Annotated in this window: 24 protein-coding genes and 1 other annotated feature; of the genes, 4 read left to right on the forward strand and 20 right to left on the reverse strand. The window is 32.8% G+C overall.

The window, feature by feature from the left end:
* Window positions 1-93: 93 nt before the first annotated feature.
* Window positions 94-663: an anthranilate synthase component II gene (locus BMY18_RS15290; RefSeq protein ID WP_092455606.1), complete on the reverse strand. Its 570-nt coding sequence runs from the start codon at window positions 661-663 to the stop codon at window positions 94-96.
* Between the two features lie 70 nt (window positions 664-733).
* Complete coding sequence (trpE, locus tag BMY18_RS15295; RefSeq protein WP_092455608.1) at window positions 734-2,143, reverse strand: anthranilate synthase component I; 1,410 nt, start codon at window positions 2,141-2,143, stop codon at window positions 734-736.
* A gap of 263 nt (window positions 2,144-2,406) precedes the next feature.
* Window positions 2,407-2,731: a binding site (T-box leader), on the reverse strand.
* Window positions 2,732-2,904: 173 nt separating this feature from the next.
* Between trpE and BMY18_RS15305 the strand changes: the two genes are divergently transcribed.
* Together BMY18_RS15305 and BMY18_RS21545 are read left to right on the forward strand one after the other, a co-directional pair.
* Entirely contained in the window at window positions 2,905-3,402 is a 498-nt protein-coding gene (locus tag BMY18_RS15305) for a cupin domain-containing protein (protein ID WP_092455612.1), read from the forward strand.
* 195 nt (window positions 3,403-3,597) lie between these two features.
* Window positions 3,598-3,732, forward strand: a complete 135-nt coding sequence (locus tag BMY18_RS21545) for a hypothetical protein (RefSeq protein ID WP_278281062.1) — start codon at window positions 3,598-3,600, stop codon at window positions 3,730-3,732.
* 149 nt (window positions 3,733-3,881) lie between these two features.
* On the opposite strand, the gene BMY18_RS15310 is transcribed toward BMY18_RS21545, so the two are convergent.
* The 3 genes from BMY18_RS15310 to BMY18_RS15320 form a co-directional block, all read right to left on the reverse strand.
* The gene (locus BMY18_RS15310; protein ID WP_092455614.1) at window positions 3,882-4,178 is read right to left on the reverse strand and encodes a hypothetical protein; all 297 of its coding nucleotides are present in this window, start codon (window positions 4,176-4,178) and stop codon (window positions 3,882-3,884) included.
* Between the two features lie 152 nt (window positions 4,179-4,330).
* Entirely contained in the window at window positions 4,331-5,389 is a 1,059-nt protein-coding gene (locus BMY18_RS15315; protein ID WP_092455615.1) for an acyltransferase family protein, read from the reverse strand.
* Between the two features lie 535 nt (window positions 5,390-5,924).
* Window positions 5,925-6,341 (reverse strand): GtrA family protein, encoded by a 417-nt coding sequence (locus BMY18_RS15320; RefSeq protein WP_092455616.1) that lies wholly within the window; start codon window positions 6,339-6,341, stop codon window positions 5,925-5,927.
* Between the two features lie 265 nt (window positions 6,342-6,606).
* On the opposite strand from BMY18_RS15320, the gene BMY18_RS15325 reads away from it, so the two are divergent.
* Entirely contained in the window at window positions 6,607-8,592 is a 1,986-nt protein-coding gene (locus BMY18_RS15325; protein WP_092455617.1) for a choice-of-anchor A family protein, read from the forward strand.
* A 94-nt stretch (window positions 8,593-8,686) separates the two neighbouring features.
* Here BMY18_RS15325 and BMY18_RS15330 read toward each other — a convergent pair whose 3' ends face one another.
* The 9 genes from BMY18_RS15330 to BMY18_RS15370 all read right to left on the reverse strand — a co-directional run bounded on the left by BMY18_RS15330 (window position 8,687) and on the right by BMY18_RS15370 (window position 16,708).
* Window positions 8,687-9,697, reverse strand: a complete 1,011-nt coding sequence (locus BMY18_RS15330; protein ID WP_092455619.1) for a CPBP family intramembrane glutamic endopeptidase — start codon at window positions 9,695-9,697, stop codon at window positions 8,687-8,689.
* A gap of 436 nt (window positions 9,698-10,133) precedes the next feature.
* Window positions 10,134-10,379, reverse strand: a complete 246-nt coding sequence (locus BMY18_RS15335; protein ID WP_092455621.1) for a polya polymerase — start codon at window positions 10,377-10,379, stop codon at window positions 10,134-10,136.
* Between the two features lie 250 nt (window positions 10,380-10,629).
* Entirely contained in the window at window positions 10,630-11,814 is a 1,185-nt protein-coding gene (locus BMY18_RS15340) for a phosphoribosylaminoimidazolecarboxamide formyltransferase (protein WP_092455623.1), read from the reverse strand.
* A 107-nt stretch (window positions 11,815-11,921) separates the two neighbouring features.
* Window positions 11,922-12,635: an IMP cyclohydrolase gene (locus BMY18_RS15345; protein ID WP_092455625.1), complete on the reverse strand. Its 714-nt coding sequence runs from the start codon at window positions 12,633-12,635 to the stop codon at window positions 11,922-11,924.
* Between the two features lie 213 nt (window positions 12,636-12,848).
* Window positions 12,849-14,072 carry a peptidase T gene (gene pepT / locus BMY18_RS15350; RefSeq protein ID WP_092455627.1) on the reverse strand — a complete coding sequence of 408 codons (1,224 nt, stop codon included), beginning with the start codon at window positions 14,070-14,072 and terminating at the stop codon, window positions 12,849-12,851.
* A gap of 144 nt (window positions 14,073-14,216) precedes the next feature.
* The gene (locus BMY18_RS15355) at window positions 14,217-14,873 is read right to left on the reverse strand and encodes an HAD family hydrolase (RefSeq protein ID WP_092455629.1); all 657 of its coding nucleotides are present in this window, start codon (window positions 14,871-14,873) and stop codon (window positions 14,217-14,219) included.
* A 102-nt stretch (window positions 14,874-14,975) separates the two neighbouring features.
* Window positions 14,976-15,671, reverse strand: coding sequence for a hypothetical protein (locus BMY18_RS15360; protein ID WP_092455631.1), 696 nt, complete (start codon window positions 15,669-15,671; stop codon window positions 14,976-14,978).
* Window positions 15,664-16,362 carry an ATP-binding cassette domain-containing protein gene (locus BMY18_RS15365; RefSeq protein WP_092455633.1) on the reverse strand — a complete coding sequence of 233 codons (699 nt, stop codon included), beginning with the start codon at window positions 16,360-16,362 and terminating at the stop codon, window positions 15,664-15,666. The genes BMY18_RS15360 and BMY18_RS15365 overlap by 8 nt, the downstream gene beginning before the upstream one ends.
* Window positions 16,346-16,708 carry a GntR family transcriptional regulator gene (locus BMY18_RS15370; RefSeq protein WP_170841434.1) on the reverse strand — a complete coding sequence of 121 codons (363 nt, stop codon included), beginning with the start codon at window positions 16,706-16,708 and terminating at the stop codon, window positions 16,346-16,348. The genes BMY18_RS15365 and BMY18_RS15370 overlap by 17 nt, the downstream gene beginning before the upstream one ends.
* Before the next feature lie 503 nt (window positions 16,709-17,211).
* Between BMY18_RS15370 and BMY18_RS15375 the strand changes: the two genes are divergently transcribed.
* The gene (locus BMY18_RS15375; RefSeq protein WP_092455637.1) at window positions 17,212-18,138 is read left to right on the forward strand and encodes a hypothetical protein; all 927 of its coding nucleotides are present in this window, start codon (window positions 17,212-17,214) and stop codon (window positions 18,136-18,138) included.
* A 188-nt stretch (window positions 18,139-18,326) separates the two neighbouring features.
* Here the strand turns inward: BMY18_RS15375 and BMY18_RS15380 are convergent, their stop codons facing one another.
* The 6 genes from BMY18_RS15380 to BMY18_RS15405 form a co-directional block, all read right to left on the reverse strand.
* Entirely contained in the window at window positions 18,327-18,551 is a 225-nt protein-coding gene (locus BMY18_RS15380; protein WP_092455639.1) for a hypothetical protein, read from the reverse strand.
* Between the two features lie 125 nt (window positions 18,552-18,676).
* Window positions 18,677-19,720: a permease prefix domain 1-containing protein gene (locus tag BMY18_RS15385; protein ID WP_092455641.1), complete on the reverse strand. Its 1,044-nt coding sequence runs from the start codon at window positions 19,718-19,720 to the stop codon at window positions 18,677-18,679.
* Window positions 19,721-19,741: 21 nt separating this feature from the next.
* Window positions 19,742-20,077, reverse strand: coding sequence for a PadR family transcriptional regulator (locus BMY18_RS15390; protein ID WP_092455643.1), 336 nt, complete (start codon window positions 20,075-20,077; stop codon window positions 19,742-19,744).
* Between the two features lie 255 nt (window positions 20,078-20,332).
* A complete protein-coding gene (locus tag BMY18_RS15395) occupies window positions 20,333-21,514 on the reverse strand; it encodes an ABC transporter permease (RefSeq protein ID WP_092455645.1) in 1,182 nt (393 codons plus the stop codon).
* A 15-nt stretch (window positions 21,515-21,529) separates the two neighbouring features.
* Window positions 21,530-22,534 (reverse strand): efflux RND transporter periplasmic adaptor subunit, encoded by a 1,005-nt coding sequence (locus BMY18_RS15400; RefSeq protein WP_092455647.1) that lies wholly within the window; start codon window positions 22,532-22,534, stop codon window positions 21,530-21,532.
* Window positions 22,535-22,704: 170 nt separating this feature from the next.
* On the reverse strand, window positions 22,705-23,391 hold the full coding sequence (locus tag BMY18_RS15405) for an ABC transporter ATP-binding protein (protein ID WP_092455649.1): 687 nt from the start codon (window positions 23,389-23,391) through the stop codon (window positions 22,705-22,707).
* Between the last annotated feature and the right edge of the window lie 78 nt (window positions 23,392-23,469).

Consider the following 23,469-nt stretch of genomic DNA (forward strand, 5'->3'; position numbering starts at 1 on the left):
GTTTTATATATTTCCATTTACATATACATTCTCACTTACTTATACATTCTCACTTACTTATACATTCTCACTTACTTATACATTTTCACTTACTCATATATTTCCATTTACAAAGTTTTCTATAATTCTCTTTCCATGCTCTGTAAATATTGATTCCGGATGGAATTGAAGTCCAACGATTGGATATTCCTTATGTTTAATAGCCATAATCTCTCCATCATCCGTCTTAGCAATCACTTTTAAACTTTCTGGCATTGTCTCTTCAATAATTGCAAGTGAATGATATCTTGCGACATTAATCGGTGAATTAATCCCAGCAAATATACTGCTTCCATCATGTTCAATGACTGACTGTTTTCCATGAAATATCTTCTTTGCATAATTTACCGTTGCACCAAATGCCTCTCCGATACACTGATGTCCAAGACATATCCCAAGTATCGGTTTTTTACCTGCAAAATATTTGATAACCTCGATACATATTCCTGCATCTTTCGGACTCTTAGGTCCCGGCGATATAACGATTTTTTCTGGATCTAACGCTTCGATTTCTTGAATCGTTATCTTATCATTTCTTACGACTTTAATATCGTCATTAAATATCCCAATATACTGATAAAGATTGTAAGTAAATGAATCATAATTATCTATTAAAAGTATCATATTATTTCGTTCCCTTCTGTTTGAATTATTAGATCTTAAGTTCTATTTATTGGACTTTATTTGCTAAGTTTTACAAATTTTCCGACTGTACTAATGTTTTTGCAAGTGCCATTACTTTATTACAACATTCCTCGTATTCCGTTTCAGGTACTGAATCTGCAACAATCCCTGCACCCGCTTGAAGATAAACTGTATTGCCCTTTTTAATCATCGTTCGAATCGTAATACAAAAATCCATATTTCCATTAAAATCAATATATCCTGTCGCTCCACCATACAATCCTCTTCGTGAAATCTCTAGTTCATCAATGATTTCCATCGCCCTAATCTTAGGAGCTCCGCTTAGTGTTCCTGCTGGTAAAAATGAAGCAATTAAATCAAATGGATGATATTCACCTTTTTTCTTTCCTTCTACTAGTGAAACGATATGCATAACATGCGAATATTTGTGAACATCCATAAATTGTGTTACTTTAACAGTTCCAAATTCTGATATTCTTCCCATATCATTTCTTGCTAAGTCAACTAGCATTACATGTTCTGCCTTTTCCTTCTCATCTGCTAACAATTCAGCTTTTAAGATTTCATCCTCAGCATCATCTTTCCCACGTTTTCTTGTTCCTGCAATCGGGCAAGTAAAAACTTTGTTCTCCGCCTGTTTTACAATCATTTCTGGTGAGCTACCTATAATTTCAAAATCACCGAAGTTGAAATAGTATAGATAAGGTGATGGATTTAACTCTCTTAGTTCCTTGTAAAGTTCAAATCCCTCTTGCTTGGTTTCGATTGTCCATCGTTGTGAAAGTACCGTCTGGAAAATATGTCCTTCTTTTATATAACTCTTTATCTTATCAACCTTTTCACTGTATTGTTCAAGTGTATCTGACATTTTCACAATCACACCATCATGTTGGATATTTTTTGTGACTGGTTTTACATTTTTAAGTGTCTTACTAATTAATTGATCTGCCTCCGCAATCGCATCCACTCTCGCAGCTTCTGTATCTTGTGCTAATATAACAGCTGTTAGGGTTTCCGCAACATGATCAATTACAATAAATTTGCTTGCTAGCATAAGTTGTACTGTTTCTATTCCGATATCATCTGGATTCTCATCTGGAAGGACCTCTGAATATTTCACGAAATCATATCCAAGGCTTCCTACAAGGCCTCCCATAAATGCAAGTTCCCCATTTTCCTTCGTGACTTCAAAATCACTATAATATTCTTTGAGTAAATCAAGTGGATTACCCTCAAGTACTGACTTGGTTCCATCTAATTTAGTGATTACTAATGAATTACCCTTTGATTGTATAATTTCTTCTGGTTCAGCCCCCATAAATGTGAATCTTCCGTTGCTCTTATCATAACTTTCAAGCAAGAATCCGATCTTTTCTTTTCTAAGACTTTCAAATATACCAATCGCTGTTTCATTAACGATACTAACTGTTTTTTTATAGGCTTTTAATACTCGTTTCATATGTTATATCTCCTTCCAAGATTGTGTGTGTTTTATAAAAATAGTGATACACTGTCATATTCTACGCGTGCAGGCAAACCATTCTACGCCGAGCAAGATTTAGAAATTATTCTAATTTCTAAATCTCGTGGGCTTCGCCCAATAATCATTTATTTATAGAATACATTTTGTGCAAGCACAATGTATTCTATAAATAAATAATTACTCGGCTCATTGCTTGCACGCACGCAAAGAAAGTCCCTGGTTTAGACGGTTAAGTCTAAACCAGGGACGATAATATCGTGGTGCCACCCTTTTTCACAGATACCTTGGTTTCTTTTTGCATAACGCTTAACTTGCATAAAAAAAGACATCTCCGAAAACGGAAACGCCACCAATTCATCTGTCTCATTCAATACTGAATATACATAAAAAATATCATTCAATATCTTACCCCTGTAACGTGAGGTCACGTCGCAAACTACTTGCCTAAGCTTTCATTCTCGAATCTCCCAAACCCATTCCTCTAAACTCTCCATATCAACTTCCAGCAACGTTGACTCTCTGTGATGTAACTTTCTAGAGTACTATTTTGTTCATAGATTTTAATTTATTAAGTTCTAACTGATTTAAATAATATCACTTTTAGATTTTAATGTCAATGCGATATTTAAAAATTTTCTTTTCTTTTATTTTAACGAAAAAGTGTTATATTTTATTAAATCACATCCACTAAAAAACCGAATAATATATAAATATATTTATATCAAAGGAAGTAAAATATGTATTATAATTGCAACCCCGAAAACACACCAAGATATGATTCAAGTAATTCGAATGATTCCTGCGAACATGAAAATCTGTTTGTTAAAGATTATGGACCAAAACCATTAGTTTTTAATATCAATGAAGCAACTAAGCAAAATAATAATTACCGTACAACTATATGGACAGGATACCATTTACAAATCACTTTAATGAGTATAAAAGTGGGAGAAGATATAGGTTTGGAAAGCCATCCTAATCTTGATCAATTCATCCGTATAGAACAAGGTCAAGGAACCGTTCTAATGGGTGACAGAAAGAATTCGTTGAATTTTCGAGCAAAAGTGTATGATGAATATGCAATCGTCATACCTGCTGGAAAATGGCACAATTTAATTAATACTGGCTCTGTTCCACTTAAATTATATTCGATTTATGCGCCACCACAGCATCCACGTGGTACCGTTCATAAGACAAAAGCAGATGCAGAAGCCGCCGAAGAAAATCACGGTTAAAAAGTATCATTCAATCTAATAGGGAATCTTTTTACCTATAGGGCACAAAATATCCCCTATAAATTCAAATCTCCTATAAAAGCACCAAGCAAAAAAATAAAATCCTCTTTATCAAAGTTGTGCACATAAGTTCCACATAAATGGGTATATTATTTCTAACAATTTTATTACTCAAAAAGTTATAGGAGGAATTCGATGCCAAAAGATAGTCAACCGGACAACAAGCGAGCTAGAATGGAAAAATGTAATGGTCAGACACCAATTACAAAAGAAAATCAAAATGATAATAAAAATGCCAAACATAAATCTATCAAAAATAATGATGTTTAGCACAAAGTTATAGCCAGTAGCAATCTGATTTTTATAAGCAGATTGCTACTGGCTATTTTGTTTTTACGTCGTATTTTTTAACACTTTACCTTACATATTCCATATGGATAATGAACTGATTCCTGTCTCTTAACAGGGGCTGTTCTGTATTAAGCTTTTTTCTTTTTTCGTACTGGAACCTTAACAACTGGTCTTATGATATCTTGTATACGTTTATCATTTTCCTCTTTTATAATTTGTTCGTCCTCTTTTAACTTTTTGATTTCTTCCAAAATCACAGTAGGAACGTCTTTATCTACAAAAGAGATATGTTTTTCAAAGCAAAAAGGGTACTGAAAAGTCTTAGTTTCTGTTGAAAATTCTATCTGAATTGAATTTTCATTTTGCTCAACAATTTTTCCCTCCCCAAATTTGTTATGTGATACTTTTTTTCCTGAAACGTTCATAATCCTTATCCTCTCATAAATACATTTTAATCTTTTTCAAATAACAATCTCTAACTTTTAAATATCCATCAAATTCTATTTTCACTATTAATAAACATTGATAATTTCATTATACCATATTTTTGAGTCGTATAATCCGAATTTTTAATATTTTAATTCTTAATGAGTAATTTTTTCGTTATGACTGCCAACGCTTTCGTAATTCTGATTGTGATTTTCACAATAAATAGCACAATTCCTGCGGTCACAATTGAGGCTCCAAAATAAATCAAAAGCCTTACCTTCGGACTATGAGCTAAATAATTTTGGGTTAAAATGATTGACCAAGTAAAATGACTGAAAAATAATGCCATACTATAATCTGCGCAATAACTCAATTTAGGATATGAAAACAATTTTCGAACACTGCTTTGTTCGCTAAATGTTATTGTCACTCCAATTGCCAATAGCAAAAGTATTATAAAGTCCCTTTCTCCTGCTATATAAAACACCATCCAAACCGATGATATTCCATAACATATAATTTCTATACCTGTTAACAAAAATTTTCCGGTTCTGGTGAATTTAATCATCTGCAGCTTCTGACAGACTTCAAAGCACATTACTCCAATTGAAATGTCAGCTATTGCACGAATTAATCCCTTATTGTAATATCCAAACCATTGTCCTGGAGCGGAGCCCAAATTACCGGAAATAACATATAACCAGCCTGTGAAAAGGATTGCTATTAAAGGTGCTATAACATTAATAAAAATATGTCTTTTCCAAAGTAACAAAGGAAATAATATCAGCATTGCAATCAGCATCGCTGACAGGTACCAGGTTATTCCGGTGATACTAAATATCGAGTAGCCTGCCATCTGCATGCATAACACTTCCCACACAATATTAAAGAAACCTATTAATTTCATATCCAAAAAATGTACACGAAGTGCAATGCAAACAATTAATGAAACCATCAAATAAGGAAAAACGATTGCGTATTTATGAATTATAAAATTTCTTGTCGCAACACCTATATTTATTGATGGATTTCTTTTTAATGCAGTTTTTGCCATTAAATATCCTGAAACCAGAAAAAAGAATTCAACTGCCATTGCGCCGTTTAAAAAATATACTCTTTCACCAAAGAGATTTTCCGAATGCACTCCCATAATCATAATAATAAAATATAGCTTTAAAAAATCAACTTCTGTATTACGTTTTTTCATATTCATTCGTATCCTTTAGCATGCATTTTATAATATCTTTACTTTTACTCGTTTAGCCAGTCCCAATTTCAGTACTCGAGCTTAGTTCATATTATGCATCACAAGGCACGATTCTATCACAAATCGATTTTCTCCGCAAGCCATTTCAACATCTATAATATTTCCTTTTCAAAATTTCAGTAATCTACTTTATCAATAATTTTTCTGCATCAGACTTAAGAAACTCCATATTATCTATTACTATACTTCCGCCTTCTGATTATCCTGCAACGATAATTTTAATCCCCTGATGCGAATTTAATAAGCAATTTGGATTACAACAAGTGGAATCCTCATAAATAGTATTACTAAAAAAGAGACAATTCGCATGATTTATTTAATCCATCTGCTGTAATTGTCTCTATAACAAATATGTTATATTCCTGTGAAAGATTTCCATCAATTCCCTAACCCACAATCATGAAAAGCACACCAGCTTCTCCCCAAATTATCATGATTAGATGATTTTTTCTATCTTTATATATTTGCCCTGCCTTTATAATCGCTCAATTAACTGCTTAATAACAATAAAATTCAAAATCATCGTTATCGGTGTTATTAATATTTTCGCAAACATTGCTGATAAGTGTCTCAAACTATCAGATGTCAATATTTCCAATATCTGATCATTTATACAGCTTAAGATATATGACATCAGCAATATAAGCACTATTTGATAGACAATATAAATGATGAACTTTAATTTCAGGTCAATTCCACCTGCTTTTTGTATAAATGTCTTTCTTGTTGAATAAATAAATACAAAGGAAACCCCTACCAGTGAGCTTAACATGTTATTTACAGATAAATTGGTGAACTTTAGACTCAGCAAATTGTAAATTGTAAAATCCATCAGCCATCCGATTCCACTAATTCCAAAAAATTTCAACATTTGAATCAATAACTTTTTCATTTTATAAGCCTCATTCGTTTTAATAATATTATAACTCAAACTATAAAATGATTATATTTCTATCACATTAATATGTATATAATTAAGTTAAAAGTTCTAATCATAGTAACATAAATCCTCATAATTTTCAATTATTTATACTACGCGATAATTTTTTATATTTCTATCAATTATAGTCATTAAAAACATCACAATAATTTCATTTCGGAATAAACTGTATACAGAAAAGGATATCATATCGTTCAAGGAGGTTCATGTAGTTTATATGGATAATTCTATTAATGGCAGAGATGCCGATACGATTATAGGAATCCCTTATAAAAATATAAACTGGGAAGATATACCGGGTCAACCGTTTGGTTTGGCCTCTCAGTTTAATCTGTTTGTATTTGGGGATGCCAATAATATTGTCGACGTGGAAGGGGCTATGGCCGTAGGCGGTAGTTTTTATAGCCCTAGAAGTTTAAGTGTCGGCTTCGAAGGAGAAGAGAGTCAAGTACCGATTGCATATTCACCTGACTTAGTAAGATATTTAGTTGGAGATGTAATTTCAATAAAAGGCCCATTGGGTGTAATTGGGCACGTAGTTTCGGGTGGAAGTTTTCGCGTAGCTGCCGGTAGTTCTTATTATATTGGGAAAAACGGTTCCAATAATCAGTCTGAAGAATTAAAATATTTATACCAGGTAAATGGAGGAAGTCCTTATTGGATTCCAAGCGAAAAGAAAAATTATTATATTATCTCTAGCTATGATGTTTCACGTGTCATTCCAGCTTCCAGAATATCCGCAAATGTTTCTTCATTTTTTCAAAATGCGAAAAAAAGCATAGAGACATTTAAAGAATGTATACAAAGATTAAATACAAACGCAACGCTTTCCAGCAATTCATATGAATGGGTTTTGAGTGGAGACGACCCAAAACAAAATGTTTTTACAATTGATACTCGACCAAATGGCATAATAAATAAAGGGATTCGTTTTGATATACCAAAGGGCAGCATAGCTATTGTAAGATTTCGAACCGGCCCACATGCTCATTTACAGTCCGGCTTATATGGAGAGAAACGTTTGGCAAATAATATTCTCTATGTATTTGAAGATGCAACCGATATTCATATGGAGAATTCTTCTGATATATGGGGCAGCATCTTGGCACCTCAAGCGATGTTTCATGGGCATCCTACCGGCGGTCATGTTAGTGGAAATGCAGCGCTTGGAGGTTTTGCAGTAAATGCAAATAGTGGATTTGAATTTCATTTGTATCCATTTGTTGGTGGAATTAATTGTATGAATAATATGCCATCACGCGTTGCACCTGAAATAGTTCCGACGCCTAATAATACTCCATTGCCTGAAGGTTTATCTCCAATTAATACACCGTTGCCTGAAGGTTTATCTCCAATTAATACTCCGCCACCAATAATTCCAATAAACCCGATGAGTCCAATCTGTCCAGTGCCAGCTCCTTGTCCTTCATGTCCAGAAGCAAGACCTTGCCCGATAGTGCCACCTTGTCCTACTTGTCCAGAAGCAAGACCTTGCCCGATAGTGCCACCTTGTCCTACTTGCCCGGAGCAACGACCATGCCCTACCTGTCCGGCAGTACCCGAAGCGATTGTTTGCCCGACTTGCCCGACCTGTCCAGAACAAAGGCCATCTCCGACTTGTCCTGCATGCCCAGAGTCTCAACCTTGTCCTACGTGTCCAACACAACAACCTTGTCCTGTGTTCCCAGCGCCACAACCTTGTCCTACGTGTCCAACACAACAACCTTGTCCTGTGTTCCCAGCGCCACAGCCTTGTCCTACGTGTCCTGAGCAACAACCTTGTCCTACGTGTCCAACATGTCCTGAATGTCCTGAACAGATGCGTTGTCCTCAAAACAAAACGGAGTATATTCCAATTCCAATTCCGGTTCCTGTTCCGATGAGATCCTCACCTAGCGTACAAGTTTGTCCTGTATGCGAAGAATGTTTAATCGCTGCGGGCATTATTTCCGGATGTGTCGTAGGTTGTGATTGTTGTAAAAATCATGAATGGGATGTTATGTTATATCAAATGGTAGATGATAAGCGAAAGCTTATTTACTGCATTACAATATGTCATCTAGGATGCTTTAGATTTAATGTAGATTATAATGGATCTTATATTTTAAAAATATGTCCAATAGTAAGAAGTTGTATTTCGCCTAATTGTAGGCCTAAAATCACTTTCAAAAATATTGGTGTGGCTAGTTTCACAATTCAATAACTGATTCCGTTTTGATTTAATCAATTATAGGGCTGGTTTTCCAGCCCTATAATTGATTATTATATAAATAATTTCAGATAATTATTTTGTTTGATTATACCGCTTCTACTGTCTCAGTAATCGTATTTTCAACTACTTGTAGATTTTTGAATTTACTTGATCTATATAATACAACACCAATTCCAATGAGTAAAACAATCATAACTGCCAAACCACCTTCTAACCCAAAAGTTCCGCCATTTATAACTGCTTTGTCTTGAATCAAGTCTGAACTCAAAATAGAATTTTGCTTTGCAAGTCCACTGACTTGAATTCCAAATAGATTTCCCTGCACAAAATTCCACATACTGTGAATCCCAGCAACCATCCAAATATTACCTCGTGTAATCATAATTATTCCTGCAAATACGCCAAATAAAATCAGGTTAATAACTGCCATAACTGTAACACCCGAATTACCTAAATGCATCAATGCAAATACTGAGGAACTTATCATAATAGCTATTGGAATAGAATATCTTCTGGATATGGAAACTAGTAAGTATCCTCTACAAAGAACTTCTTCCGCCATACCTTGAACCATATAACCAGTAAAATAAAGCACTACCAATACAAGTGAAAATTCAGGAGATATCCCTGATATTTTCAAGCTTCCTGTAAAAACACAGATTAAAACGGCTAAAGAAAAAACCACAAATCCAATCAGTAATCCTTTCGCATACTCAGTAGCAAACTTATTCTTTCTAAAACCAAGGGTGGATAATTTTCTTTTTTCAATATTACGGCAATATATAATTATACCAAGAATAGTAATTGCCTCAGAAAACAGCATTAAAACAGTAATCCACTCTGGTCTATTATTCATTAGTCTCGTTGTAACTTCTGTAATCTTTTCCATATTAGTAGCACCAGCTTTAATTAGATCCATTAACTCTGAAGAAGAAGATAGATATATAATCATACCTATTGCAGTCACGATTCCCGTTGGAATACTTATTACTATAAACACCAATGCGAAAATCAATAATTCAACAAACCAATTATGACCTTTCCCGCTCTCTCTTGCTTCCATCATCATAGATGGACGTACTAAATAATCTTTCATTTTTTAAATCCCCCTTTTTAATTTTAATTGCGTTACAATTTTCTATCTTTTACCACACTTTCTAACCTAATGAAAATCAAATATAAAGTGTTTCACTGGTTACATGAAAATGCGAAAAAAAATACAGACGCCAATTGGGTATCTGTAAAAGTTTTTTATAGTCGTTTAATCCCCTATTTTACTCCCTTACAATATATTCCCCAATATCTTGTCTGAAATCAGTATATAATATTTTAATTACCATAACAAGTCATTTTTGAAAAAATATACCTAATACTACATTACCAGAACTACTAATACATTTTAATTTTAATTTTTCGGATATTCGTTTCAAATTTAAAGCACCAAGCATCATACCTTAAGATATAATACTTGGTGCTTTATGAGTAATATCCTCTCGTAACGAAAAGATACATTTTTTTTTAGTATTCGTAATTTATTTTATACCGGCATCTTTAAACACAAACTGTGCAATTTTTGCAACATCTGCATCTTCATAAGCGACTAATTCCAATTCACCAATCTTTACATCCGCAAATACATTCACAAGTGCTACATACTGAGAAAGTCTAGATTTTAAATTCAATCTATCTCCTTCTTCAGTTACCAATTCCACTTTTCCTTGGCACTGATCAATTACTTTAAAAAGGCCTTCTACATCTTTTATATTCTTAAGTTTCATATTATTCCTCCTTCCATAATAAAATTTTCTGTTCTTTGAATTGCTTCACAAATTAACGTTTACCTGCATCGCTTACATAAATTAACTTTTATTGATTTCAAGCTTAAATATTTATCATTATAATTAGATATACTGATTAACATGCGCATAATATTTTCACTTTATTCACAAGTTTTTTCATTTAACTATAACATATACACAACATACCTTATTTTACTAGATTTTGCAAGCCAAACAAGAAGTCCGAGTCCTAATGATGGAACAAGCGAATCCCTGTAAAGCTCATGGCGATTCCATATTTATTGCAAACTTCAAGAACATTGTCATCTCGTATTGAGCCACCTGGTTGAGCGATATATTTTACGCCACTCTTATTCGCACGTTCAATGTTGTCACCAAATGGGAAGAATGCGTCAGAACCAAGTGAAACCCCTGTCATCTTGCCAATCCATTCGCGTTTTTCTTGCCTTGTAAATTCCTCTGGTTTTTCTTTGAAAGTCTTCTGCCATGTGCCTTCTGCAAGCACATCCATGCATTCTTCTCCGATGTAGTTGTCAATCGCATTGTCTCTATCAGCACGTCCGATTTTTTCTAAGAACACAAGAGCAAGTACTTTTGGTGATTGACGAAGAAACCAGTTATCTGCTTTATTTCCAGCGAGTCTTGTACAGTGAATTCTTGATTGCTGTCCGGCTCCGATGCCGATAGCCTGTCCGCCCAATGCATAACATACTGAATTAGACTGCGTATATTTTAAAGTAATCAACGCAATTAGCATATCAATTTTTGCAGTATCGGGTATTTCCTTGTTGTCTGTTACTACATTGCTGAGAAAATCCCTATCCATCTTTAATTCATTTCTTCCTTGCTCAAAAGTAATGCCATATACCTGTTTTTCTTCAATTGGTGTTGGACGATAAGAAGGGTCAATTTCGACTATGTTATAATTACCTTTTTTCTTGGATTTTAGAATTTCTAACGCTTCTGGCTCGTATCCAGGTGCAATAATACCATCTGAAACTTCATGTTGAATAAGTTTTGCTGTTGCTACATCACACACATCTGAAAGAGAGATAAAATCTCCGTATGAACTCATTCTATCAGCGCCTCTGGCTCTAGCATATGCATTTGCAAGTGGTGATAACACACCTGTTTCGGCTTCATCAACCCAGTAAATCTTCTTTTCTACATCTGTTAGTGGAATTCCTACTGCAGCACCAGCTGGTGAAACATGCTTAAATGATGTTGCTGCTGGAAGTCCTGTAGCTGCCTTTAATTCAGTTACCAACTGCCATCCGTTAAATGCATCTAAAAAGTTGATATATCCTGGTTTGCCATTTAATACCGTAACAGGAAGTTCTCTTCCATCTTCCATAAATATTCTTGATGGCTTCTGATTTGGGTTACAGCCATATTTCAATTCTAATTCTTTCATTAAAATCCTCCTATTTCTACTTGTTGATAATTCAACTAATAATTATATTACCACTGCTTATTTTTGTATTAGATGCCTATATGTTTGTTTTTATTTGACGTGCATATTTAAATATTCTTATTTATAATTCTTGTCTCATATTTACCAGTTTTGATGTCAATAAATCTTGTAAATAATGAAACTTTATTATCTTCATTTAAGTTAGTCCATACCTGCTTTGTAAATTGATCGATGTCTCCGCTGATATTAACTAATGCTGGTTCTCCCTCAAAACTAGGAAGTGGATCGCCATCATTCATGTATGTATGAATGAAATGACCTTCGCCTGCAATTGGATTTTCATATGAAAATGTGTAACGATTACATGCATCAGGGTTGCCATTGTTACTCTTTAATATTGACAGTGCATAGTCATATTCACCATTTTCTACAGTCATAATCCCTGAAATACGTGGTGTATAGTTTGGTCCATCTGGCTCAAACTCTCTTGTACGCAATGATTCTTCAAATGTTTGTCCCTTGCTCATTAAATCATATACCGTATCAGTCTGGTCACCATTTGTAACGATTGTCTGATTTCCTAAAAATTTAACTGGTGCATAGATTATAAGACTTGGATCTGACAATTTTGATGGATCAAATGCCTGTGTGCGAATTCCTGCACCATCTTCTACAAATACACGGTTTCTGCTGTTTACGCTTCTTCCCATAATAAAATATGCGGTTACTGCATATTTTGAATCAACCGATTTTCCAATAACAATTCCCCTGCCAGGATAAGTCGTTGAACTTAATTCCTTCTCAACATCTATCATTTTCATAATTTTCCTCCTTGATTTTAAAGCTAACTTTCTATCTTTCATATGTTAACACCTGATGTGCTTTGCGTCTATAAATAATTCTATTTTTTTAGGATTTTTTATCTTATTATGATTTTTCGGCGTCACCCTACATTGGGACAAATACTTTGTATATGTAATTTATTTTCCTTGTTTCAACCAATAGTTTTATATAAACTTTATATAAAATTTATTTTAATTTTTTAAAATTCCTGCATATATATTCACCAACTCCAGTAATACCTGTGCTGATTTTTCCATTCCTTCTACTGTACAATGCTCCTGCGTACCGTGAAATCCATAAGCTCCCGCACCTAAATTGGGACAAGGAAGCCCCATGAAGGTAAGTCTGCATCCATCTGTTCCTCCACGAATAGGAAAATATTCCGGCTCCATACCAGTATTTCTTATCGCATTTTCTATATTACTAAGCAAATCTGGATGTAGCTTTATTATTTCCGCCATATTCTGGTAACTGTCTTCAAGAATAAGGTTCACGGTTCCTTCTCCATATTTTTCATTCAGCTGTTGCACAACTTGTTCTATAAAGGCTTTTTTCTGTTTATACTTATCTTTATCATGTTCTCTGATAATGTATTCTGCCTTTGCTTGTGACATGGAACCTTCTACAAACATAAGATGATAAAACCCCTCTTTTTGCTCTGTAAACTCTGGTGCTTCCTTTTCAGGCAGCATACTATGCAATTCATAGGCAACCTTGACTGCATTTACCATGACTCCTTTGGCAGAACCTGGATGGGAAGGAACACCTTGTATCTGTATTTTTACCGATGCAGCATTAAAATTTTCATATTCCACTGCATATTCTGCACCACCATCTACGGTCACTGCATAATCTGCTCCAAATTTCTCCAAAGCAAATTTTCCGACACCTTTTCCGGTTTCTTCGTCAGGCGTAAACGCGATACAAATTTTACCATGTTGAAGTTCTCTTTCTGTTAATAACTCACACATTCCCATAATTGCTGTGATTCCGGCTTTATCATCTGCACCCAGAATAGTTGTCCCATCTGTAACAATCATTTCTCTTCCGATCAATTCAGGAAGTTCTGGATACCTTTCTGATTTTATCACTGTACCATTTGTGAGGAGAATATCTTTTCCATCATAATTGCTAATCACCTGCGGCTTTATATTTTTCCCTGGTTTCACCGTATCCATATGAGCAATAAATCCAAAGGCCATACATTTTTCATATCCAGTAGTTGCTGGAATATGTGCATATACTGTACCAAACTCATCGGTACATACGTCCCTAACTCCTAGTTCTTTCAGTTCTGCAACCAGTATATTAGCAAGCGTCCATTGGCCGTTTGTAGATGGAATCTGATTTTCGTTTTCTTCATCAGATTCCGTATCAATTGAAACATATCTTAAAAATCTATTTTTTATATCCATATTATTTTTTCTCCAATTTTCTTAACTTTTAAATGCCTAATTTGTCTTATATTTTTGAAACTGCTTTGCCAGGTCTTCTAATTCTTGAAGAAGTTCTGAATTTTCATATTTAATTAGTTCACTTTTTCTTGTGTGTTTATTAGTTTAATTATTCTCTATTTCAATCAATTTTATAACTTCGCTTAAATCACTGCAAATTCTAAACACTTTTTTCTTTATATCCTCTTTAATCACTATTTGATCGGGGATATGTATTACTTTAGCCCCGGCCGCAAAACCTGCAGAAATTCCAGCAGGACTATCTTCCAATACAAAACATTCTTTAGGGTTCCTTCCTATTGTTTGCGCTGCCTTTAAAAAAATATCTGGCTCTGGCTTACCTTTTAAAACTGTATCCCCATAAATCACTGCTTTAAAATAATCATATACACCTGCCATTTTAAGATATTTCTCACCCAATACATGATTCGTTGATGTAGCTACTGCCGCCAAAATATGACTCGCTTTGAGATAATTCAGTAACTCAACAAGTCCTTTTTTTATTGGTACCCCTGATTCTTCAATTACTAAATTCATATAGTCTGTTCTAATACCTCTAGCATATTCATAATCAAACGCTTGTCCAAATCTATCCTTAAATAGTTGTTTACTATAAAGTGCCGATGTTCCTTTAAAACTATTAATAAATTCAAGTGTTAAATCTATATTTAATTTCTTTGCTACCTGTGTCCATCCAATTGTTGATAAGCGCTCTGTATCAAACATAAGCCCATCCATATCAAATATTATGCCGTTAATCATATATTCTTCCTCTTCTATAGTTCATAAAAATAGCAAATACACTTCTATTTCATGTTCAATATACTTTCATTTATTTTGGTACATATTTATTTTGGTTCATATTTATTTTGGTTCATATTTATTTTCAATCATGTGTGGCATACTTGTAATCATAATAACAATCACAACCATTGTTACAATTTCAAGCGCCTTTGACATTACTGGAACCCTACTAATAAGATATACCATTCCATATGTAATTACTATAGTAATAATCATAAGCATAATCATAAGCATAATCCTATGCTTAACATCTTTTTTTATATAATATGTCAGCATATAGAAAAACAAAATGATTATAGGTATAATCATACCAAAAATAATAAATAATATAAAACTTCCCATTGCACTGCCACTTACAGAAAAATATGCGTATCCATTCGGAATTAGTTCCGTGAATACAAAACTAGTTGCTACTTCAATTCTTACTCCTATATAAAACAAAACGGCATTAACAAAGATTTTCGCCGCTATAATTTCCATAGGTTTTCTCTGCACTATTTTTTCCATATACTTATATGGAAGTATATAATCCATAATCATATTAGCAGAAGGAACAATAATACATAATATCATTGCTGGTAGTGATAATACCAAACTGACTGCCTTCAATATATAATCATTTACTCTATTTTGGTTATGAAAACTACCCAGCAATGCCAACAATGTGAAAACAGCCAATATTACTATTGACGCGAGCACAATCCATCTAAGTCTATAATACCATTTGAGCAATTCCCACTTTAATATATTAGTCATTTTTTGTCACCTCCAGATAGTAATCCTCAACCGACTTTCCAAAATTCTGTCTTATATCTTCACAGGTCATATAAACAGAATTATCTTTTCTAAGAATTAATACGTCATCAAAAACATTTTCAAAATCTTTCAGTAAATGTGTTGATAAAATGATTGTCTTATTTTCATCCATCGTTTCCAATATTAAATGCATTATTTCCTTTTTAAATTTAGGATCAAATCCTCCTGCCGGTTCATCCAGCAAATATACACATGCATTCCTTGATAGATTCAATAAAATACTAACCTTTTCTTTCTCACCTTTCGATAACTTTTTAATTTTATCTTTCAGATTAAAATGAAATTGATTGCAATATGCTTTCGCTTTGGACTCATTAAAACCTTTAAAATTATCCCTATAAAAATGGATTGCATCATTTATGCTCATCCAAGAATAGAAATATTCTGGCTCCAACAAAAAAGAGACACATCCTTTTGCTGTTCCATTATGTTCCATATTTCCATAGCTGATGTATCCTTGATCAGGATGCAGAATTTCGGCCATTAACTGTAAAAGTGTGGTTTTTCCTATTCCATTTTCTCCAAGGAGTCCGATTACTCTTCCTGTTTCTAATTCAACTGTAAGACCGTTTAAGACTTGATTTTCACCAAAGCTTTTGTATAGGCCTTGAATTCTAATTTTGTTTCCCATTATTTAGCACCTCCAAAATCAAACTTTCAATTTTTTTATTGTCTAATCCCCTGTTTTTCATCTTTTGTACAAAATCTTTTGCCTGTTCACAAATCATTTCTTGTTCTAGCCCGTTTCTACAGCACATAGTAACAAAACTTCCTATTCCTTTTTTTGACTGAATAACGCCCTCTATCTCTAATTGCTGCATAGCTCTCTGAACTGTCAAAGTCGTGACTTCATATACCACTGACAGATCTCTTACCGATGGCAATTTAGACCCTGCCGCATATATATCATTCAATATCTTTTCTTTAATATCCGTTGCAATTTGTATATAAATTGGCGAATCTGACTTAATCTGCAATAAAACCACCTCATTTGCTTTACTATTAATTGTTTTAGTTTAATTGTTTTAGTTTAATTGTGTTACGCTTAACCGAGTCGCTTCGTTCTGTGTTACTTATGTACTACAGTATACTATTTGTATTTTATTTGTCAAGTAAAGAAATGACTATTTAGATTATAAAACAAATAAATTGGCGCAATTAAAAAGCTCCAACACTTTGGAATATAAGGTAGAAAAAAAACAATATATGAAGACAAGTTGTTGCTTATTAATAATTGAACTGATATAATTATGGTAAAATATTCATTATCATCCTGAAAACAAAGAAAATATTTTCTATCTCTATCTCAATAACTTATTTAAAATTATATACACCAATCATGACAATATAGTTAAGCATATAAGTAATTATATAAAGTCAAATAAATCGAAATCAATTATATATTTTATTAAGATGGTAAATGGATTATTAATTCATTACATATAAATGTTTGCATAATGAAAAAATTTGGGGGGTAATCATGGCAAAATTTTGTGGAAATTGTGGATCACCGTTAGAAGAAGGAAGTATTTGTAGTTGTCAGCAACAGACTACACAAGGTCAAGATCAGAGCATTCCAGAACAACAGCAAAACACACAGCAACAGCAATATGTACAAATAATGGCTCCAGCACCACCAAATGCGTTTGCTATATATTTGAAAAAAATGTGGACACTGATAAAAGCGCTTGTAAAATCTCCAGCTAAAGTTGGAACCCAATTTGTTGGTTCGGCCGATTATAAGATGGCATTAGGATTAATCGGTGTACAATCACTCGCAGCAGTATTTTTGTTTCTTTCATTTGCTGGAAAATTCAATAGTGCTATTGTCGCCGTGAATAACTTAGCTACTAGCAAAGCTTATGGTACGGGTACTAGTGGTGTACGTGTTAGCTTAGGGGGATTTTCTGAGATAAAATTTCCTATGTTTACAGTGTTTGTTGTTGTGGGAATTATAACATTTGGGCTGGCTTGCTTAATGGCAGGTGTTATAATGCTAATAATAAATATTTTTAAAGGAAATACTGATTATAAACATTTGTTATGTGTTTCAGCTATCAATAGTATAATGTCGACTCCTTTTTTATTAGCTGCTTTTTTTGTGAGTTTGTTAATGCCGATGGATATTGCAAAAAGTATAACCTCTGGCAATGTTTCCTTAATATATTCATCTTTTATTTTCCCATTTTTATACCCTTTATTAATAGCACTTGCAGGAAATATTATAGGTTGGTTTACATCTCTAAAAGTAATCGAGGGTGGTTCTGATATAGATGATAATAAGGCGATATATGTACTGTTTCTTTCGGCAATTGTTATGATAATTGCAACATATTTAGCAATTAAGGTTGGAGGACCTATGTGTTTACCATCTACAATAAGAGAAGGTCTAAGCAAGTTTAGTTAATAAGGCAAAATTAATACAAGTATTCTATTTATAAAATAGGATACTCGAACCACCTATACATAACTAAATTCAGATAATATAATTCACCATATATATTCCAACTAAACAATACTAAAAAAGATACTATATCATTAATATAGTATCTTTTTTAGTGGTTTGCTTATATAAATTTTACCTTATAAGACGATTTATTTTACAATCTTAAGTCTTTTATTATAAACAGTATTTTGTTCTCCAAGTATATTTGTATTTCTGTACACGCTTAATATCAGACCAATAAATACTGCATTTATCATCGTATTTACAAATCCAAATGGTAGAAATGGAATTGAAGTAATATCCCACAAGCTATATCCAAAGTTAATCCCAATATACACAATTATTCTTAACAATACACTTATACTACATGTCATTCCTATCAAAAATCCAGCCCTATTACTTTGCCTATTTGAAATTGTAATTGATTTGAATACAAAAAATAATAAAGCGGCAATTACAGCGATTCCAAGTACAATTCCAAAATAAGAAAAAATTGAATTTAAAACATATTTTGAAAATACATCAGAACTCGAACTCCATCTATATCTGGTAAGCTACTATTTCCAAGAGTAGAAAACATTGTAGTACTATTTCTAGCATTAATATTATTAAGCATTTGGAAACTAATATTATCTGGATATTTTTCAGGAACTATACCTATAAGCATTCTTATCAAAATATTACTGTGTCTAATATATAGAATAAAAGCTGTAATAATTCCCGATACAGTTATAGTAGTCCATAATACCGCAAATTGAATCTTTTTATTTCCCGCAAAAATACTTTTATGAATTGCAAGAGTAAGTACACATACAATTACAATGAATGTTTCCATGAATCCGTCGTTATCTAATCTTTCCTTATTTAAACCATGTATATTTAATTCAAACACACTTGGTGAAAATACGAAAGCGACCAGGCCTATAGCAAATATACTTAATAACATACATTTTACTAAGCCAGCTGTTTTCTGATTCCTGAATCTGAATATAAGCCCAGCTAATATCACGGGAAAAATAATTGTAGCATAGTAAGGCGCCATAAAATTATCAAGGTAACCCCTAAAGTAAATTGCTATCCATATGATCGTAATTAAATATAACACATATAGCGTCATAGAATGCGCCGCAATAAATGAATAGTCCAAATTCAAAATAACGATTATAACTATAAATCCAATCATATTATATACAATTGTATTGCCCAAAAAACTATTAAAAATATCATCAGTATGATTGGCATAAGACTGTCGAAATATAACTGCCTGCATTAAAACGCCTATTACGGTCAGTATAAATGCAATTGCAAGTAGCGAATACGGCATTTTCGGTCTGTGAATTCTATTAAGATTGATCCCAGTCTCTACAGGATTTCCCATCTGTTTTACAGCTTCATTTTCTGCATCCATATGATTCAATCCCTCTACCTCATATGTTTCAGTCTGTTCCTCAATGTGATTTCTAATTTCTTTTTCAACTAGTTTTTTGGCCCTTTTATTATTTATTTGCTCCATTAATGTGTTCATATATTCATTAAAATCCAATTACTTGCCCTCCTTATAATATTAATTGATATATGAAAATGCCATTACATTCGCAATTGTATTGGTATACTCGTCCCATTCTTCTTTCTTATATTTAAGATTCTTCTTGCCTTCTTTTGTAATATGATAATACTTTCTAGTCTTACCACTCGTATCATCTTCATAGGAAGCAACAAACCCCTTCGCTTCTAGTGAATGAAGCAGTGGATATAAGGTTCCAGCTTTCAATTCAAATACATTATTAGATTTTCCCCTTAGTACATCAATCATCTCATAACCATACATGTCTTTTTCATCAAGCAGCCGTAAAATAAGCATTGCCATACTTCCTTGAATCAAAGTCTTATCAATTGCCATATTGAATCCTCCTTAAAATATTATATAGACTGTCTATATAATATTGTATATAGGGAGTCTATATAAGTCAATAGATTTTAATAATATAGTTAATTACTATCTAATAACTTACTACTCTCAATATCTATATTATTTTACTCTTGAATCTGTAAATACAATAAAGACTCCACACAAAGTTGGAGTCTTTATCTTTTTATTATGGGGATGGCGGGACTTGAACCCGCAATTAGATTAACAAATATCGTACGTACCTCCTCAATTCTTCTCTAGACACTCTAGTGGATTCATTCGGGCCGCTCTTATTGCTGGCGATATACCAAAAAACAAGCATACTATCATACTTAAACTTACACCCAATATTATTGCTGATCCAGAAACAATAATATTTATTCCTGAAATGAAACTAATAATTACAATCAAAGCCCAACTCAAAACAACTCCAATGGTTACACCAAATACGGAAAAAAATAAACTCTCAAATAAAAATTGCATTAAAATCTCTTTTTTACTTGCTCCAACTGCTTTTCTCAGACCAATTTCCCATTTTTTTTCAAATATAGACATCAGAATTACATTCATTATTCCTATTCCACTTATAATCATGGTAATAGATGTTATTACTATTGAAAATGCATTTATGTAAGTAAATATGTCTTTCGCACTTGCTAATTCAGTCATAACACTTTTGATTTTATATGTATATCCTTGATTTGTAAGATTTGAAAGTAGAATATTTATTTCACTTTTATATTTACTAATCTGGGTTACATCATTTACGGTAAACCTTATCATCTCAATATTTGTTTTACTATAATCCTTCGAAAATGTGGTGTAAGGTATGTAGATACAATTCTCCGATTCCATACCTGAATCCGTATCAGTTTCTGGGGGCAATATACACCCAATAATCGTATAATAATTTCCCGATATATTTATCTGTTCTCCAACTGGGTCAATATTCTTATATAAAAACTTTTTCCTAACCATATCTGAAATAACACAGACCTTTGATCCATTCTCATATTCAGATGCATTAATAAATCTATCATATACATTCATATTCATAATCTGGGAATATTGGTCATTGACCCCTGCAACAGAAATATTTCCACTTACTCCATTTACAGATATACTTTCTGACATCACCGAATATGGACTTGCATTTTTGACAAAGGACAGATTTTTAATATGATTTTCATCATCTATCTGAAGTCCTGAACTTCCAGCCACACTATTATTAGTATCAGTACTGACCCACATTAAATCTTCTCCAACACTTTTATAACCATTTTCTACAAAATCACTGAGTGCACTGGTCAATGACATTACAACAACTATGGTAATCACACTCATTACTATACCAATTATGGAAAGTATGGACTTTGTTTTTCCTTCTTTAATTGATTCCCATGCAAATCTAACATTTCTAATAATCATACATTTACCCTCTTGCTAATTAAGCAGATCAAGATTCAAATAAATTCCGCTGTCATTGTTTATGTTAATTGTTTCTCCGCCATTCAAATTATAATTTCCTTCTGTAATAATCCTTGAATTACTTGACAATAAATCACTCTTTACAACTGCATTTGCTCCATTACAGCTTAATAAATCTACAACTACCTTCTTGGCATAATATTCAGATCCACTTTGCCCACATACAAAGATGGTATTTATATTATCTCTTAATACCAGTGAATTAAATGGAATTGTATAATACATTCCAGTACCATCTCCTTCGTCCGCCAGTAATTGTGTGCTTGCACTTATACATAGGTTTACACTCATTCCTTCTGCCAGCTTGTAATTAAGAATTTTTGAATCAGGATCTTGTAACTGTATATCAATCACATAATATTCACTATTATTTTCTTCTACAACTCGAGGGACTCTATCTTCTACAGTTCCATCTAAAACAATATTGGTTATACTGTTTCCAAATGTAACCTCAACAGTACTTACATGAGCCATATTTTCATAATCAGATGCATGAATTTTTGCTTCTATGTAGAAATCAGCAGCAGTTTCTAGCTTATATATTTTTAAAACAGTTGTATATTGGGATATAATGCTTCCAACATATATTTCCTTACTAAATTCAACAATTCCAGTTCTTTCTGCATATATGGTAATTGCTGAATTATCCGAAAGCTTTTTAAAACTAAATAATTCCTGACCTTCATCAACTTTCTGACCATCTTTAACATTAAGCTGAGTTATACTTGAATTATATTCGATTGATACCGCATTCACGCTTTCGCTTTTCAGTTTCAAGGTTCCATTTAATGTTATTTTTGATTCAATCGACTCTGCAATTTGCACACTGCTTAATGATACCTGATAAGTTGTAACTTTGTCTTTGCTTTGATTAGAATATTCCATATAAACTAGAATTCCGATTACAATAAAAGTAATCACTGCGATCCCAACTATTTTCTTTATATTTCGTTTCTTCATTTTCAACTCCCCTTAAATTTCCAAAAAAAAATATTTTCAACCTATTGTTATCCATATTTTTTCTATCTTTATGAATCATTTTTCCATATTTGAATATATGTTTGTATTTCCTTTATTTTCTATTACTTTAACATCTTTACACCTTACAATTTTCATTCTATATTACCTCATTAATTAATTTTGTAATTATCATTTGTTATTTTACCATCATAAACCATTAGAACTCTTTGGCACATTTTAGCTACATTGGGATCATGAGTAACAATTACAACTGTATTTTTTGTTTCTTCATGAATTTCAATTAACAATTTAATAATCTCTGCACTTGTCTTACTATCCAAATTTCCGGTAGGTTCATCAGCTAATAATATCTTTGGTTCATTTACTAGGGCCCTGGCAATTGCAACTCTTTGGCATTCCCCACCTGACATAGTGCTTGGTGTATTTTCGAGCATATGTGAAAGCTTTACTTTGTTAAGTATCTCTACCGCGCTTACCCGCGCCTCTCTATTTGTTATTTCATCATTATAATACAAAGGCATCATCACATTTTCAACTGCTGTTTTATTTTGAAACAAATGAAATTTTTGGAATACAAAGCCTATTTGCTTATTTCTTAAAACATTCAACTTATTCTCGCTTAGCTGACAGATATCGGTTTCATCAATTTCAAATTTCCCAGAAGTAGCTTGATCAAGGCAGCCTAATATTCCTATCAATGTTGACTTTCCTGAGCCCGATGCACCCATAATTGCTACCATTTCTCCATCTTTTATTTCTAAATCGATTCCATGAAGAACTTCTACTAACATAATTCCATTCATATAACTTTTTTTGATATTTTTCATTTTCAGCATAGTTTGTACCCCTTAATCTTTTAGCATTTAAAATACCTCTACTTAAAGTAATCATCTTATATGCATATTGTATATTTA

The sequence above is a fragment of the [Clostridium] fimetarium genome (assembly GCF_900111235.1).
Lineage (GTDB): Bacteria > Bacillota > Clostridia > Lachnospirales > Lachnospiraceae > Clostridium_N > Clostridium_N fimetarium.

Excerpts from the sequence above, each read along its gene's own strand:
- BMY18_RS15290 (WP_092455606.1), bottom strand. The coding sequence starts at position 663 with ATGATACTTTTAATAGATAATTATGATTCATTTACTTACAATCTTTAT.
- trpE (WP_092455608.1), bottom strand. The coding sequence starts at position 2,143 with ATGAAACGAGTATTAAAAGCCTATAAAAAAACAGTTAGTATCGTTAAT.
- BMY18_RS15305 (WP_092455612.1), top strand. The coding sequence starts at position 2,905 with ATGTATTATAATTGCAACCCCGAAAACACACCAAGATATGATTCAAGT.
- BMY18_RS21545 (WP_278281062.1), top strand. The coding sequence starts at position 3,598 with ATGCCAAAAGATAGTCAACCGGACAACAAGCGAGCTAGAATGGAAAAA.
- BMY18_RS15310 (WP_092455614.1), bottom strand. The coding sequence starts at position 4,178 with ATGAACGTTTCAGGAAAAAAAGTATCACATAACAAATTTGGGGAGGGA.
- BMY18_RS15315 (WP_092455615.1), bottom strand. The coding sequence starts at position 5,389 with ATGAAAAAACGTAATACAGAAGTTGATTTTTTAAAGCTATATTTTATT.
- BMY18_RS15320 (WP_092455616.1), bottom strand. The coding sequence starts at position 6,341 with ATGAAAAAGTTATTGATTCAAATGTTGAAATTTTTTGGAATTAGTGGA.
- BMY18_RS15325 (WP_092455617.1), top strand. The coding sequence starts at position 6,607 with ATGGATAATTCTATTAATGGCAGAGATGCCGATACGATTATAGGAATC.
- BMY18_RS15330 (WP_092455619.1), bottom strand. The coding sequence starts at position 9,697 with ATGAAAGATTATTTAGTACGTCCATCTATGATGATGGAAGCAAGAGAG.
- BMY18_RS15335 (WP_092455621.1), bottom strand. The coding sequence starts at position 10,379 with ATGAAACTTAAGAATATAAAAGATGTAGAAGGCCTTTTTAAAGTAATT.
- BMY18_RS15340 (WP_092455623.1), bottom strand. The coding sequence starts at position 11,814 with ATGAAAGAATTAGAATTGAAATATGGCTGTAACCCAAATCAGAAGCCA.
- BMY18_RS15345 (WP_092455625.1), bottom strand. The coding sequence starts at position 12,635 with ATGAAAATGATAGATGTTGAGAAGGAATTAAGTTCAACGACTTATCCT.
- pepT (WP_092455627.1), bottom strand. The coding sequence starts at position 14,072 with ATGGATATAAAAAATAGATTTTTAAGATATGTTTCAATTGATACGGAA.
- BMY18_RS15355 (WP_092455629.1), bottom strand. The coding sequence starts at position 14,873 with ATGATTAACGGCATAATATTTGATATGGATGGGCTTATGTTTGATACA.
- BMY18_RS15360 (WP_092455631.1), bottom strand. The coding sequence starts at position 15,671 with ATGACTAATATATTAAAGTGGGAATTGCTCAAATGGTATTATAGACTT.
- BMY18_RS15365 (WP_092455633.1), bottom strand. The coding sequence starts at position 16,362 with ATGGGAAACAAAATTAGAATTCAAGGCCTATACAAAAGCTTTGGTGAA.
- BMY18_RS15375 (WP_092455637.1), top strand. The coding sequence starts at position 17,212 with ATGGCAAAATTTTGTGGAAATTGTGGATCACCGTTAGAAGAAGGAAGT.
- BMY18_RS15380 (WP_092455639.1), bottom strand. The coding sequence starts at position 18,551 with ATGACATGTAGTATAAGTGTATTGTTAAGAATAATTGTGTATATTGGG.
- BMY18_RS15390 (WP_092455643.1), bottom strand. The coding sequence starts at position 20,077 with ATGGCAATTGATAAGACTTTGATTCAAGGAAGTATGGCAATGCTTATT.
- BMY18_RS15395 (WP_092455645.1), bottom strand. The coding sequence starts at position 21,514 with ATGATTATTAGAAATGTTAGATTTGCATGGGAATCAATTAAAGAAGGA.
- BMY18_RS15400 (WP_092455647.1), bottom strand. The coding sequence starts at position 22,534 with ATGAAGAAACGAAATATAAAGAAAATAGTTGGGATCGCAGTGATTACT.
- BMY18_RS15405 (WP_092455649.1), bottom strand. The coding sequence starts at position 23,391 with ATGCTGAAAATGAAAAATATCAAAAAAAGTTATATGAATGGAATTATG.